Below are 14,601 nucleotides of genomic sequence, written 5' to 3'. Positions count from 1 at the left end.
ACTAAAACTCAAACGGGCAAACCTCTATGCTTGCAGGGAACTCGCCTGCGTTATCGACAACCAAAGGCACAGTTACGCCCACCTTCTCATCAGGACACGCACATGCAGGTAGAAAGCTTTTTCGAATGGTTGGGCCAGGCGCTCGGTTCCGTCATCCGTTTTATCGTCGACGGGCTCAGCGGTTTGTTCGGGGCCTTGACCCACGCCGGCGGCAACTTTATCGACGGCCTGTCACGCACCTTGGGCATGGACACCTCGATCATCAGCATCATCACTCTGATCGTCGGGTTGCTCTTCCTGTACTCGGCGGTACGCGCCTTTATGCGGGCCTCGATTATCGTGGGAATCATCTGGCTGATGCTGGGGCTTTGGTTGCTGAGCTGGGTCGTACACTGATATTTCGATCCTCTCCTGTAGGAGCGAGCTTGCTCGCGAAAAACTCACAGACGCCGCGTTGATTCAGGAAGCACGCGTTATCGTTGACGTTTTTCGCGAGCAAGCTCGCTCCTACAGTGTCTTTCAGCGGCCCTTGATCACCATATCCACCGGCGTCTCGCCCACCGCCTGCCAGTTCGGCCGATACATCGACTCTACCTGCGGCGGCGGCACGCGGTAGGTTCCCGGTGTCACCGCACGCGCCAGGTACAACAAGTGCGTGGTGCCATAGCCATCCAGATTCATCGCCGCCACATAGCGATCATCCCTGAACTCCTGGTGCTTGAGCGAGGCATTCTGCATCGACTCGCGCCACTCCTTGACCTGGCTACTGGCGTTCTCCAGGCTCGCTGCGCTTTGTGCCAGGTTCTGGTTTTCCAGTTCCAGGCCGGCGGGCAGCAAGTCCACCACCAGGGCATCCGGCACCCGTTGCTTGGCACTGACGGCCAGGTGCACCAGCACCAGGTCACCGCTGTTGAGGCTGCGCAGATTCAACGGCTGGCCATTCATGCCCAGGTATTCGCGGCGAATACTCAGGTTCTCGCCACCCGGGGCAGGCGGCACTTGTGGGTAACCCGAGATTGTCAGTTGCTGGTAGACCGGCACACCGCTTTGATTGGTCAGGCTCAAATTGCCGGAAAGCAGCTTGCCTTCCAGGTTGAGCGTCGACTGTTGGTTGTTCAGCTCATGCTCCCCGTCGCTGCCATCCAAGAGCACCTTCCACGCCGATTCTGGCTGGGCGAAACCCAGCCGCCCGGCCAGGAACAGCGAGTTGCGCTCCTGGGTCGACAGATAGGGGCTGGCCGCCAACTGGTCCGACAAGGTAAACAGGCGCTCTTCACGCGTGCCCTTGGCCAAGTCATTTTCCTCCAGCAACGCCAGAATCATCGCCTGATCGCGCAACGGGCTGCCGTAGTCGGCCAGCCACTCCTTGGCACTGCGCTGCGCCGCCAACCCGGCCAACAACGCCTGATCCGCACGCGGCTGGTCACCCATTTTCTGCAGGGCAATGGCCAACTGCACCAGCGGCAAGCCGGAGCGTGCGTCGCTGCGCCGTTCGAACAGACTGCGCAACGCACCCAACGGCGCCTGCTGACTGCGCGCCAGCACCATGCCAGCATACGCCTGCACGGCAAACCGGGTGTGTTCGGCGTTGTCGCTGTAATCCACCTCGATCAGATTACGCTCCTGCACATACCGCAACAGGCGCTCGCTGGCCTTCTTCAAGGCTTCAGGCGGTACTGCAAAACCCTGGTCGCGGGCGCGCAGCAGGAAGTCGGTGACATACGCAGTCAGCCAATACTCTTCCTCGCCGTCAGCGCCCCATAGGCCAAAGCTGCCGTTGTAGCGCTGCATGCCCAGCAGGCGCTCGATGCCCAACTCGATCTTGCGCTTGCGCTCGGCATCCGGCTCGCCCTTGATGCTCAGGCGCTTGAGCAGCGCATCGTCGGCATACAGCGACGGGTACAAGCCACTGGCGGTTTGCTCTAGGCAACCATAGGGGTACGCCTTGAGCGCACTGATCTGCGCGCCCAGGTTCAACGGCGGCCGGCTCGACAGGCTCAACAGCGCCTCACGCCCCGAGGCATCGAACTGATCCAGCGCACCCGCCGGCAAGCTCCACGGCTGATCCTTGATCACGGCGCGGTAATGCTTGAGCAAGGCCGGGTACGCCGGGCGTACGCCCAGGGTCCACTCACGGCTGAACGGCGGCAGGTTTTCCCCCGGCAGGTCCAGGCCATTGACCGTAACCTTGACCTTGCCCTGACCGAAACCGCCCCAGGCTTTTACCGGAATGCGCAGGGTGGTGCGCTGGCCTTGCTTGAGTTCAACCGATTGCGCGTCGCTGTTGACCAGTTCCAACGGCCCTTGCGTCGTTAATTGCACATCGAGTTTCTGCGCCTTGCCCGACAGGTTTGAGAGGTCCAGGGCCAGGGTGGTCTGGTCGCCTCCTGCCAGGAAGCGCGGCGCCGACAACTCGGCAATCAGCGGGGCGGCGATCACCGTCTTGCCTTCGGCCATACCGTAGCGATCATCGCTCCAGGCTTGGGCCATCAGGCGTAGTTCGCCGTTGAAGTCGGGGATATTGACGCTGACTTCGCCCTCGCCTTTGTCGTTCAGAGTCACCGGGGCGCTTTGCAGGGCGACGATGGTTACGCTGGTGTCCGGGCGTTTGCCGCCTTTGGCCAACGCCGCGTCGCCACCAAATGCCAGGCTGGCCAGGCGCCCTTGGCCGGCTTCAATCAACTGGCCGTAGATGTCGAATTGGTCGACGCCATAGGCTTTGCGGCCAAACAGGCTGGCGTACGGATCGGGCGTTGGGAATTCGGTGATATTGAGGATGCCCACGTCCACCGCCGCCAGCAGTACGTGCACCTGTTGGGGCACGCTGCCATCGGCGTTCCTGGCGGCGATCTTCACCGTCAGCGGTTGTTTGGGGCGCATTTTTTCAGGTGCAGTGAGGGTCAGGCCGAGTTTGCGCTGGGTGCGATCCAGCGGCAGGTGCAGCAAGCCCACGGCGCGTTTAGGCGTGATATTGGCTTTGCGCTCGCCGGGACGAATCACCAGGGCGCTCACATACAGATCGTGGCGCGACCATTTCGGGTCGAGCTTCACCGCAAAGCTTTTGCCTTCGGCCGGCACGTCGATTTCCTGCCACCACAGCGGGCCTTCGGCAGACTCCACCAACAGGTAGCCTTTACCGGCAGCCGGTGGCGTGACGGTGACGTTGGCGGTGTCGCCATCGCCATAGGCGGGTTTGTCCAACGCTAGCTTGACCTGGTCGGGGCGCACGGCGCCGCCTTCGGTGTTGTCCTGGGCCTGGTAACCGGCCCAGAAACGCAGGCTGCTGACCAGCCCGGTCTGCGGGTCTTCGACCTCCACGCGGTAAGGGCCCCACTCCACCTGGAAGCTGACCTTGGCGGTGTCGCCCGCCTTGATGTTCAGGCTCTGCTCATCGAGGTTGAGGAATTTCTCGTTGAAGTGGTAGCTCCAGCCGTCATTCTCCGAGTAGTTCCAGTAGTAGTCGCGGCGCTCACGCACCAGGCGCACCTTGAGGTCTTGCGCGGCCAGTTTCTGACCGTCCTGGTTGGCCACCAGCACTTCGAATTCCACCGGGCCATCGCCGTTGGTTTCCTTGCCGTCAAACAGGCCACGCAGGCCCGGCAATTGCTCGGCCGGCCAGATCGGCTGCACCAGGCGCCGGGTGATCGGCCGACCGCCGGACTCCTGCAGGCTGGCTTGCACAATCAGTTGCAACGGCGACTTGGCCTCGGCCCACTTGCTTTCCAGGGTCAGCGCTTGCTCGCCATTGGCGTCGAGTACGCTTTCGTCCAGTTCGAAATCCTGGCTCAGCTCTTCTTCAGTGACGGAACCGAACTGGTAGCCCGGCAGGGATTTGACCGCCTCGCGCAGTGGCCGCACGTACACCTGGCCACTGACGCGGTTACCGGAGGCGGGCGCGCCGTAGAGGTAACGACCGTTGACCTGGATGACCGGGTTATCCGCCGGGCTCAACGCCGTGTCACTGCCCTTGAGTTCCAGCGCCAGGCGTTCGGGCAGGAAGTCTTCGACGAGAAATTCATAGAGTTGCGGCTTGCCGTCACCGAGGTCGAACACCAACTGCCAGCGCCCGGTCGGCGCCTCGCCAGCCAGCTGCAACGGGTATTGATACAGGCCCGACGCGTCGGCCTCCCACACGAACTTGCGACTCACCTGTTCATCCGGGCGCCGCACTTCGACGCTCACCGGCTGAGGCTTCACCGCCTTGCCATCCTTGTCACGCAACAGCGCGTTGAGCAGCACGGTTTCGCCGGGGCGATACAAATCACGCGGGCCGAACACAAAGAACTGCAACGGGTGGGACGGTTGCCCGCCGATATCGAACTCCGCCAAATCCAGCGCGGCGCTGTCCAGGCGCAGCAGGCTGGTTTGCTCGCCCTGCTTGGCCAGTAACACCTGGGCTTTTTTCGGCAGCGGCAACTCGGCGTGGCCACCGTCTTCGGTCTTGCCCTGGCCGAGCACGCGGCCTTCGGCATCGAGGATTTCCAGTTCGACGCCGTTGAGTGCCTTGCCGCCTTCCAGGGCCTGGGTAAACACATCCAGGCGATTGGCGTAGCGGTGCACCGACAGGCCGATATCACTCAAGGTGAACAGGGTGGCCGGTTGCGAATAGTTGTAGGTGCCCGAAGCGCGCATCACCGCGAGGTACACGCCCGGCTGCTGCAACTGCTTGAGGCCGGCAATCGGTAGCAACAGGGTTTCGCGGGTATTGCGCGCCGGGTTCAGGTCGAAACGCCCGCCGTACACCAGTTCGGCCATTGGCAGCAGTTCACGGGACTCATAGCTTTGCAGGCTGGTATTACGCCCCCACTGCGCCAGGAATGACGGCAGGGATTCGGGTTTGATCCGGAAGAATTCCACGTCGATCTTGTCGACGTTCAACGCGATCACTGGCAGGCCTTCGGCCAGGCGCGTCGGCAACAGGGTGCCACGGCTGGCGAAGCCGACGGTGGCTTGCAGGTCGCGGGTTTCCAGGCGGGCGCTGTATTCGGCGGCGAGGGTGTTGCCGTTGACCGCCTTCACCCCTGCGTCCACGGTCAGCACCAGTTTGCGCTGCGGTTCAAGGTGGCGCAGGCGCAATTCCATCAGGTTATCGGACAGTTCCCAGGCGCCATCGACCTTGCCGGACTTGCTGTCTACCAGGTGCAGCTTGTCGGCGAATTTCTGATCGGGGTCCAGCGGAATGGAAAAACTCACCGACAGCGTGCTGGCCCCATCCAACTGCACCTCGGACACATCCACCACGCTCAGCTCACGCCCGGCATAGCGTTGCTTCAACGCTGCCACGTCCACCGCCGCTTTCACCGGCTTCGGCGCTGCCGCCACGGTGGGCGCAGGCGGTGCAGCGGGTTTATCGGAAGAATCGCAAGCGCTCAGCAGGGCCAGCGCGCAGGCCAGGAACAGTCCTTTGTTAAGCATGGGGCACTCATAGTCAGAGGGAACCGAGGGGTGAACTATATATCAGCGCCGACCAAGCTGCTGCGGCGCCGGTCACATTGACCGACGGAGGGGCGGTTGGTTCTAGGTGGGCATGAAGCCAAGCCAAATCCCACAGCCACTGGAGATCAAACGGTGGGAGCTGGCTTGCCTGCGATAGCGGTCTTTCAGCCGATATCTTCACTGGCTGACCCACTGCTATCGCAGGCAAGCCAGCTCCCACATTGGTTCTGCTGTGTGGCGGGTTGACGGTTACAATGCCGCTCTACCAAGGAGCCTTCATGACCGCCCTGCTGACCGACTGGCGCCACCGCCCCACCCATCGCCGCGTCTGGGCCCTGGCCGCGCCGATGATCCTGTCGAATATCTCGGTGCCCTTGGTGGCTCTGGTGGACAGCATGGTCATCGGTCACCTGCCCCACGCCCACCAACTGGGTGCCGTGGCTGTCGGCGCCAGCCTGTATACCTTCCTCGCCTGGGCCATGGGTTTCCTGCGCATGGGCTCCACCGGGTTCGCCGCCCAGGCCGCCGGGCGTAACGATGGTGCAGCGTTGCGGCAAATCCTGTTGCAAGGCTTGCTGTTGGCGCTGGGGCTGGCGATGCTGCTGGGTACCGTGGGCATTCCCCTGAGCCATCTGGCCCTGGAATGGATGCAGCCCTCGCCCGAACTGAACCAACTGACCCGCGAGTTTTTCCACACCCGCCTGTTCGGCCTGCCCGCCGCTCTCGCCAGTTATGCACTGGTCGGCTGGTTCCTCGGCACCCAGAATGCACGAGCGCCATTGGCGATTTTGCTGACCACCAACCTGGTCAACATCGCGCTTAACCTATGGTTCGTCCTCGGGCTGGACTGGGGCGTGGTCGGCTCCGCCCGAGCCTCGGTGATCGCAGAGTGGACCGGCGCCCTGCTCGGCCTGGCGCTTACGCAAAAAGCCCTGCGCGCCTATCCTGGGCATATCGCTTGGGCCGCCTTGAAACTGTGGCAAAGCTGGCGCCCGTTGCTGGCGGTCAACCGCGACATTTTTATCCGCAGCCTGGCGTTGCAGTCGGTGTTTTTCATGATCACGGTGCAAGGCGCAAGGCTGGGAGATGCCACAGTTGCAGCCAATGCCTTGCTGCTCAATGGGCTGTTACTGACGGCACATGCCCTGGATGGCCTGGCTCACGCGGTCGAGGCTCTGTGCGGCCACGCCATCGGCGCACGTGACCGGCAAGCGTTACGGCGGTCATTGGTGGTTGCCTGTGGTTGGTCGCTGATCGCCAGCGTGGGTTTCGCCCTGCTGTTCACCTTCGGCGGCCATCTGTTCATCGCCATGCAAACCGATATCCCCAGCGTGCGCGAAACCGCCGATATCTACCTGCCCTACCTCGCGGTATTGCCGTTGATTGCGGTGTGGAGTTATTTGCTCGATGGGCTGTTTATCGGTGCAACGCGGGCGCGGGAAATGCGCGATGGGATGTTGCTGACGGTGATGCTGGTACTGCCGATTGCCTGGGCCTTGCAGGGCTTGGGCAACCACGGACTGTGGATAACTTTTTTGCTATTCATGGCGGTACGCAGCTTGATCCTGGGGGCGATTGCCTGGTGGCTGAGCACGCAGAATCGCTGGCTGAGCGATACCCGCTGACACGAGCCCCTACCTGTTACTTCTGACAGGTTACAAGCCGATTTTTCAAGCGTTGAATAGCGGTGGGCAACCTCCCCTGCTTACGCCAAGGAAAATCGCTATGAATATCAAACGACAAACAGGCATCGTCACCCTTTGGGTAATCGCCACGCTGACTACCGCAGGCTGCACGGCGCCATCGAACTCAACAGCGCAGCCGGCCGGGACACTGCGGGTGGAGAACCAAATGGCCGGTGAGTACACACTCGTGGTGATACATGGGACTGAACAGCACAGAATCACCAAAGGCGAATCAAAGGACCTGACAATCGATGGAAAAGAGGTGCTCCTGTCGCGCCTCAACAGTCAGGGCACAATAACGCAGATAGCCCTCAACGTTCACTCAGAGAGCAAATGCCCAGTGACGCAATGCTTGCTCGTAAGGTGACTTGATCAACGTCGTGCCAATGCGGCCGGCCTCACAGGAACTAAACGAACACTCGCTCAGTTCCGGTGAGGCCGCACGACTCAAGAAGACAAGTAAGAAGAACGAGTCAACCCAAGACGCAACGCATCCAGGAACTGGGTACGCTCGGACGCCGAGATCTTCGCGCTCGCGCACTTGTCGCGGTAGTGCGTCATCAACTCTTCCGGCGACAAGTGCACATAGCGCAGCATGTCTTCGATGGTGTCGTGAGTCTCGATCCCGGCGCTGTACACCGAACCGTCTTCACGCTGGTAGATGTTCACCGAGTCGGTGTCACCGAACAGGTTGTGCATGTCGCCCAGGATTTCCTGATAGGCGCCGACCAGGAAGATACCCAGCAGGTAGTCCTCGCCTTCGTTCAAGCCGTGAACCGGCAGGCTGGTTTCGATGCTCTGCTCGTCGACGTATTGCTTGATCTTGCCGTCGGAGTCGCAGGTCAGGTCTTGCAGCACGGCGCGGCGCAGCGGCTCTTCGTCGAGGCGGTGCAGCGGCAGGATCGGCAAGACCTGGCCGATGGCCCACGTATCCGGCAAGCTCTGGAATACCGAGAAGTTGCAGATGTATTTGTCGGCCAGCTTGTCGTTGAGTTCGTCCAACACCTGGCGGTGCGAGCGCTGGCGGGCTTTCAACGAGTTGTGCAGGCGACGGCACACCGCGAAGTAGCACTGTTCGGCCAGGGCTTTTTCGGCCAGGGTCAGCTTGCCGTCGGCGTACTGGGTGGCCACGTCGCTCATGTAGTGGGTGGCGCGCCAGTAGGTTTCGGTGACCATCTCGATGTCGGTCGGGCCCAGCAGGTCCACCAGCCATTGCACGGTTTCCGGCAGGCTTTCCTTGTTTTCGATGGTCGGGATTTCGTCGTTGTGCTTCTCGACGTCCGTCACCTGCACCACCAGCATGGCGTGGTGAGCGGTCAGGGAGCGGCCGCTTTCGGAGAAGATGTTCGGGTGCGGCAGGCTCTGCGCGTCGCAGAATTCCTTGAGCATGCCCACTACCACGCCGGCGTAGTCGTCCATGTCGTAGTTGATCGAACTGGCGTTGCGCGAGTGCGTGCCGTCGTAGTCCACGCCCAGGCCACCGCCGACGTCGATGTGGTCCACCGGCAGGCCGAGGTTGCGCAGTTCGCCGTAGTAACGAATGGCTTCCTTGAACCCGTGCTGGTAGTCGGCCAGGTTGGCAATCTGCGAGCCCATATGGAAGTGCAGCAGGCGGATGCCCTGGTCCAGGCCGGCTGCGCGGAAGCGCTCGACCACTGACAGCAACTGGGCTGCCGACAGACCGAATTTGGATTTCTCGCCACCGGTGTCCGCCCACTTGCTCGATGCCAGGGACGACAGGCGCACACGCAGGCCCACCTGCGGCTTGACCTTGAGGCTCGCCGCCTCTTCGATCACCAGCCCCACCTCGGACTCTTTCTCGATCACGATGAACACGTTGTGGCCGAGCTTCTGGCCCATCAGCGCCAGGCGGATGAACTCACGGTCTTTGTAACCGTTGCAGACGATGGTGCCGCCCTTCGGCGCCAGGGCCAGCACGGCCAGCAGCTCAGGCTTGGAGCCGGCTTCCAGGCCGATGGAAACGTTCTGGGTGGCAATGATGTTCTCGATCACCGCTTCCTGCTGGTTCACCTTGATCGGGTACAGCGCGGTGTACTTGCTCTGGTATTCCAGGCGCTCGATGTTGGCATCGAAGGCACCGGTCAATTGGCGCACGCGGTCTTGCAGGATATCGGGGAAGCGCACCAGCAGCGGCAACGACAGGCCGCTTTTGCGCAACTCATCGACTTGCTCGTACAGGTCGACGGGCGTGCTGTTCGGGCCGTTCGGACGGACTTCTACGCGACCGGCTTCATTGATCGCGAAATACCCGGCCCCCCAATGGCGAATCCCGTAAACACTGCGGCTGTCCGCAACTGTCCATTGGCTGCCATCGTCTTTGCGTGTGCGTCGTACGGACATCGAAGTCCCCTATTAATGAAGGCGAAGGCGCCACCTCTCGCGGAGGCTGGCGCAGTCTAAAGAATGAAAATGACGATTTGCCTGCAAGGGAAGTAGACCCCACTGGCAGGACAGAGTTTAGCCACAGGTTGGGAAGAGGCTTTCAGCCGCCGGACTTCTTGGCCTTGTACCCGAGCTTGATCAGCTCGGCCAACAGCAACTCGACGTGATCGCCCTGAATCTCGATAACCCCGTCTTTCAACGCGCCACCGGTGCCACAGCGCTTTTTCAGCGAGGTGGCCAATTCCTTCAGGGCTTCTTCAGCCAGGGGCACGCCGGTGATAGTGGTCACCGTCTTGCCGCCACGGCCTTTGCTCTCGCGACGCACGCGGGCAATACCGTCGCCTTCGGGGATCAGGGTCTGTTTGCAGGTGCACGAATCCACGGGCTGACGACAGTCCGGGCAGTGTCGACCTGCGTCGGTGGAAAATACCAGGCCACCAAGGGCGGCGAAGGATGCGGCTTTTTTGGCCACCGGCAATCCTCTTGGGAGGATGAAGACTGATCGGCGCCGCACAAGGCGGTGACCGACCGCGAAGCCCCACTCAGGCAGGGGCAGCGCTACCGAACCGTCAAGGCCACCACCATTGTAGGAGCGAGCTTGCTCGCGAAGATCGTCAACGATAACGCGGGCATTCAGCCAGCACGCGGTGTCTTGGCGTTTTTCGCGAGCAAGCTCGCTCCTACAGGGTGAAACAATAGCGGTTCGGGTGAAAAGGCGCGCAGTGTAACGGCAAAAAGCCAAGTTGCTAAGAGCCAAATGGCGCCAATTTATACAACTTTAGCGACGTGAGGCGAGATACCGCCGCAAGCCCTCTTGGGCGTCCGGGCAATAAGACTTTTGCTCGGCCTCTGCAAGCACCGTTTCAATGGATAGAAAACGCGCTTCCATGACCTCTTCAGGCTGCAAACACAGCGGGCCGTCCCATACAGCAGAGTAGGACGTACACCACAGGCGGCTGTCGCCATCTTCAAAGTAAAAATGATCGTGCTCGACCAACTCCACGCCACTCACGCCCAGCTCTTCCGCCAATTCCCGCTGTGCCGACAGGGCATAGCTTTCTCCCGCCGCCACCATCCCACCCGCCGCCGTATCCCAATACCCTGGATACAGCGCCTTGCTCAGCGTGCGCCGGTGCACACACAGCTCGCCTTTGGAATTGAACAGGAAGATAAATGTGCAACGGCCGATCAAGCCGCGCTGGCGCAGGTCGGACCTGACCAGGTGACCGAGCAGGTGGTCCTGCTCGTCGACCCAGCAGATCAGTTCAGCGTCGGAGGCCGCTCGGTGTGCGGCCTCCTTTTGAGTAGCGTCCATCATCAACCCTGGTTGAGGAGCTGACGCAAGTCGATCACTGCAGCGTTTGCCCGGGAAATATAGTTGGCCATCACCAGCGAATGGTTCGCCAGTACGCCGAAGCCACTGCCGTTAAGAATCATAGGACTCCATACCGGTTCTTGCGAGGCCTCCAGCTCACGAATGATCTGGCGCACGCTGACCGTGGCGTTTTTCTTGGCCAGTACGTCGGCAAAATCGACTTCGATGGCACGCAGCAGATGGGACAGGGCCCATGCCTGGCCGCGCGCTTCGTAGAACACGTTGTCGATCTGCATCCATGGGGTTTCCACCACTTCTTCATCGACCTGCGGCACTTCACCCGGCGCCAGCGCCTCGGTTTTCAGCGCAGTGTTCAACTTGACCCGGCCCACGCTGGCGGACAGACGCTGGGACAGCGAGCCCAAACGTGTGGCCACATCGCCCAGCCAGTTGTTGAGGTTGTCGGCACGCGCATAAAACAGCGCGCCGCGCTGGTTCGGGTCAGACAGGCGCGCTTCGTAGCGGCTCAGAGAATTGATGCCTTCCTGGTATTCCGACTCACTGGATGGCAGCACCCAACTCTTGTTATCGAAGTTGAAGCGCGGCTCGGCCTTGGCCAAGTCAGCGTCTTCAGCCGACTGCGACTGGGAGCGGGCGAAGTCTTTACGCAGGGCGCGGGTAAGGTCACGCACCTGCACCAGCACGCCGTATTCCCAGCTCGGCATGTTGTCCATCCACAAGCCCGGCGGGAAACGATCGTTGGAGATGTAGCCGCCTGGCTTGTTCAGCAAGGTGCCGACCACGGTCTTGAGGGTTTCGACGGTGGTGTAACCCACCACCATCTGCTTGCCTTCCTTCTCGGCGGCAAGCTGGGCATTTTGCTGCACCGGAAACAGCGCCGGCTCTTGGCTCCAGTACCAACCCAGGCCACCGGTGACCAGCAGGTACAAGCCGATGATGCTGAGCAACGCCCGGCTCATCAGCAGGTTGCGAAAATAGCTGCGGTTGGCCGACTTGGGCTCAGGGGCGGGGCCTTCGGCACTGCCTTCGCGGTTTTTCCAGTCCAGCATGGCGATATCCTTTCAATCACTTGAGTTCATGCACGTCAATTGTCCGGGTGCGTTCAGACATTCCGACCACAACCCTACCCCATCGTGCCCATCGGTGCGGGGCTTTTACACGAAACTGGCGCACCAGCGCGCTTGGACTATAAAGGATGCACGCGATTTACGCTGCGCGACCCATTGGTCAATAACTGAATGGCAGGCACGCAGACTTAATTGACGTATGACACTCATCTATCAGAAAAGAGGTGCTAGCATAGAGCCATCAGTCGACCTCAGCATGCACCCTCACAGTAGTCAGGATATGACCGAGTCAGAAGACCCCAGCCGCGAGCGTCTCAAGCAGCACTTTGCCCAGCGGGTAATTCATCAGGCACGTCAAATTCTTGAGATCTGGCAGCGCCTGCAACGCAGCGAGTGGTCGAACGCCGACTTTTCCGAACTCAGCGAAGCCAACCTGCGCCTGCAACGCTTCGCCGAACGCTTCGAACAGCCCGAACACACACAACTGGCACGGCATATCAGTCAATCCTTGCAGGCTGTGGACGAGAACCGTGGCCGTCTGAGCAGCCAACTGATCACCGAGCTCAACCGCTTGATGCAACGCCTGTCCCGCACCGGCCTGCGCCAGGGCGATCAGCTTGAGCAAACCTTCCTGCCGCCGATGCGCAAGCCGATCTATGTGATGCTGGCCGACCATGACCGCGCCGAACGCCTGGCCAAGCAGTTGGAGTTCTTCGGCATGGGCGCCCACGCCCTGGACAGCGTCGCCGCCTTTCGCGCGTCCATGGCCGAGCGTTTGCCGTCGGCGATCGTGATGGACGTGGACTTCTGCGGCACCGGCCTGGGCCTGAAGCTCGCGGCAGAGGCCCAGGAGGGCCTGGAGCAAAAGCTGCCGCTGTTGTTTTTCAGCCTGCACGAAACCGACACCCCGACACGCCTGGCCGCCGTACGCGCCGGCGGCGAAGAGTTCCTGACCGGCACCCTGGAGGCCTCAAGCCTGCTGGAAAAGATCGAAGTGCTAACCTGCGCGGCCCAGTACGAACCGTACAAAGTGCTGATCATCGACGACTCGCGGGCCCAGGCGCTGCACACCGAACGCCTGCTCAACAGTGCCGGCATTGTCACCCGCACATTGACCGAACCGATCCAGGCCATGGCCGAGCTGGCGGATTTCCAGCCCGACCTGATCATCCTCGACATGTACATGCCTGCCTGTACCGGCACCGAACTGGCCAAGGTGATTCGCCACAACGACCGCTACGTCAGTGTGCCGATCATTTACCTGTCGGCCGAGGACGACCTGGATAAACAGCTGGATGCGATGAGCGAGGGCGGTGACGATTTCCTCACCAAACCGATCAAGCCGCGTCACCTGATCACCACTGTGCGCAACCGTGCGTCACGTGCGCGCAACTTGAAGGCACGGATGGTGCGCGACAGCCTGACCGGGCTGTACAACCACACGCATATCCTGCAACTGCTCGAAGATTGCAGCTTCCGCGCACGCCGCGAGAACAAGCCGTTGAGCTTTGCCATGCTCGATATCGACCACTTCAAGCGCGTCAATGACAGCCACGGCCACCCCATGGGCGACCGGGTGATCAAGAGCCTGGCACTGTTTCTCAAGCAGCGTTTGCGCAAGACCGATTACATCGGCCGCTACGGCGGTGAAGAGTTCGCCATCGTGATGCCCGACACCGACCTGGAATCGGCCTGCAAGGTGCTGGACGACATTCGTCGGCGCTTTGCAGAAATCCACTACCCCGCCCAACCGCAGGATTTGTGGTGCACCTTCAGCGCCGGCCTGGTGGAGCTGTGCGACGGTTCCGACAGCTTGATGATGGCCGCCCAGGCTGACGAAGCGCTGTACCGCGCCAAGGACGCCGGACGTAATCGCGTGCAAGCCGCTCGCACATCAAAGCAAAGTGCCATCTTTTCACCAGAATCCACCGATTCGGTCATAACGCTGTAATACAAACGCAATAAATTCAGGCGCTTATCTCTTGCCGTCGGTTGAAACCCCGCATGCGCCTGAAGCTGCTGACCAATCTCAATACCCTTCTGCTGGTGGCTGTGTGCCTGGCCCTCGGGGCGACACTGTGGTGGTCGCAACGGGCGCTGGAGCGTCCGTACTTGTTGATGGAGCGCTACCTCGGGTTGTCCCAGGTCTTTCAAAACCAGGCTGCCCGTAACATCGAGGACTACTTAGCCAGCGGCGATGCCCTGCGCCTGAGCAGTGCAACCCAGAGCCTGGAAAGCCTGCAGCTTCAGCTGGGCGAACTGCCGCCCGACTTGGCGCAAAACCTGCGCCCCAGCCTCATGGACCTGGAGACTTTCAGCAAGACCGACCTGTTGGCCGCCGGTAAATTGGCTGGCGACCCGCAAGCCCTGTTGCTGCAAGCCGAGCGTGAACTGGGCGCGAACCTGGAACAATTGAGCCAGTACGCCAGCGGTGTCAATTCCGCGGAGGCTGCGCATTATATGTCGCCATTGCTCGCAGCCTCACAGCACCTGGGCAAACTGTCCCTGGCCCGCGACAAGCTAGTCAGCAGCGGGCGCGCCGAGTTGGCCGCGGATGTCGAGCGGGAAGTGACCAACCTGCGCACTCAGGCCGACCTGCTTGCGCAGCTGCCCTTATTGGGAATAAAGGCCAGCGCTGAATCCCACACCGATGATTTTTCCGCGTTGATGGGCC

At 61.2% G+C, this 14,601-nt stretch carries 9 protein-coding genes; 4 read left to right on the top strand and 5 right to left on the bottom strand.

Annotated features, from left to right (window positions below; genetic code table 11):
• Positions 1-102 precede the first annotated feature (102 nt).
• Positions 103-396 (top strand): hypothetical protein, encoded by a 294-nt coding sequence (locus GIW79_RS14295; protein WP_003188208.1) that lies wholly within the window; start codon positions 103-105, stop codon positions 394-396.
• Between the two features lie 123 nt (positions 397-519).
• Here the strand turns inward: GIW79_RS14295 and GIW79_RS14290 are convergent, their stop codons facing one another.
• Positions 520-5,415, bottom strand: coding sequence for an alpha-2-macroglobulin family protein (locus GIW79_RS14290; RefSeq protein WP_236453613.1), 4,896 nt, complete (start codon positions 5,413-5,415; stop codon positions 520-522).
• 299 nt (positions 5,416-5,714) lie between these two features.
• Between GIW79_RS14290 and GIW79_RS14285 the strand changes: the two genes are divergently transcribed.
• Complete coding sequence (locus GIW79_RS14285; protein WP_034126425.1) at positions 5,715-7,061, top strand: MATE family efflux transporter; 1,347 nt, start codon at positions 5,715-5,717, stop codon at positions 7,059-7,061.
• Between the two features lie 100 nt (positions 7,062-7,161).
• Complete coding sequence (locus GIW79_RS14280) at positions 7,162-7,488, top strand: hypothetical protein (RefSeq protein ID WP_054896399.1); 327 nt, start codon at positions 7,162-7,164, stop codon at positions 7,486-7,488.
• 80 nt (positions 7,489-7,568) lie between these two features.
• Here the strand turns inward: GIW79_RS14280 and speA are convergent, their stop codons facing one another.
• The 4 genes from speA to GIW79_RS14260 all read right to left on the bottom strand — a co-directional run bounded on the left by speA (position 7,569) and on the right by GIW79_RS14260 (position 11,909).
• A complete protein-coding gene (speA, locus tag GIW79_RS14275) occupies positions 7,569-9,482 on the bottom strand; it encodes an arginine decarboxylase (protein ID WP_034126423.1) in 1,914 nt (637 codons plus the stop codon).
• A gap of 142 nt (positions 9,483-9,624) precedes the next feature.
• Positions 9,625-9,996 (bottom strand): translation initiation factor Sui1, encoded by a 372-nt coding sequence (locus GIW79_RS14270; protein ID WP_003188201.1) that lies wholly within the window; start codon positions 9,994-9,996, stop codon positions 9,625-9,627.
• 306 nt (positions 9,997-10,302) lie between these two features.
• A complete protein-coding gene (locus tag GIW79_RS14265) occupies positions 10,303-10,839 on the bottom strand; it encodes an NUDIX hydrolase (protein ID WP_054918781.1) in 537 nt (178 codons plus the stop codon).
• Between the two features lie 2 nt (positions 10,840-10,841).
• Positions 10,842-11,909, bottom strand: coding sequence for a DUF2333 family protein (locus tag GIW79_RS14260; protein ID WP_236453616.1), 1,068 nt, complete (start codon positions 11,907-11,909; stop codon positions 10,842-10,844).
• A 298-nt stretch (positions 11,910-12,207) separates the two neighbouring features.
• Here GIW79_RS14260 and GIW79_RS14255 point away from each other — a divergent pair, with 298 nt between their 5' ends.
• Positions 12,208-13,878, top strand: a complete 1,671-nt coding sequence (locus GIW79_RS14255; protein ID WP_034126420.1) for a response regulator — start codon at positions 12,208-12,210, stop codon at positions 13,876-13,878.
• The last annotated feature ends 723 nt before the right edge of the window (positions 13,879-14,601 follow it).

The sequence above is a fragment of the Pseudomonas sp. PA-7-1E genome (genome assembly GCF_021605325.1).
Classification (GTDB): Bacteria; Pseudomonadota; Gammaproteobacteria; order Pseudomonadales; family Pseudomonadaceae; genus Aquipseudomonas; species Aquipseudomonas fluorescens_BV.
The sequence above is the reverse complement of the archived record's forward strand: the minus strand, read 5'-3'. Positions and strand labels throughout refer to the sequence as shown.

Bases quoted from the DNA above. Each gene is read 5' to 3' on its own strand.
- GIW79_RS14295 (WP_003188208.1), top strand. From the start codon at position 103: ATGCAGGTAGAAAGCTTTTTCGAATGGTTGGGCCAGGCGCTCGGTTCC.
- GIW79_RS14290 (WP_236453613.1), bottom strand. From the start codon at position 5,415: ATGCTTAACAAAGGACTGTTCCTGGCCTGCGCGCTGGCCCTGCTGAGC.
- GIW79_RS14285 (WP_034126425.1), top strand. From the start codon at position 5,715: ATGACCGCCCTGCTGACCGACTGGCGCCACCGCCCCACCCATCGCCGC.
- GIW79_RS14280 (WP_054896399.1), top strand. From the start codon at position 7,162: ATGAATATCAAACGACAAACAGGCATCGTCACCCTTTGGGTAATCGCC.
- speA (WP_034126423.1), bottom strand. From the start codon at position 9,482: ATGTCCGTACGACGCACACGCAAAGACGATGGCAGCCAATGGACAGTT.
- GIW79_RS14265 (WP_054918781.1), bottom strand. From the start codon at position 10,839: ATGGACGCTACTCAAAAGGAGGCCGCACACCGAGCGGCCTCCGACGCT.
- GIW79_RS14260 (WP_236453616.1), bottom strand. From the start codon at position 11,909: ATGCTGGACTGGAAAAACCGCGAAGGCAGTGCCGAAGGCCCCGCCCCT.
- GIW79_RS14255 (WP_034126420.1), top strand. From the start codon at position 12,208: ATGACCGAGTCAGAAGACCCCAGCCGCGAGCGTCTCAAGCAGCACTTT.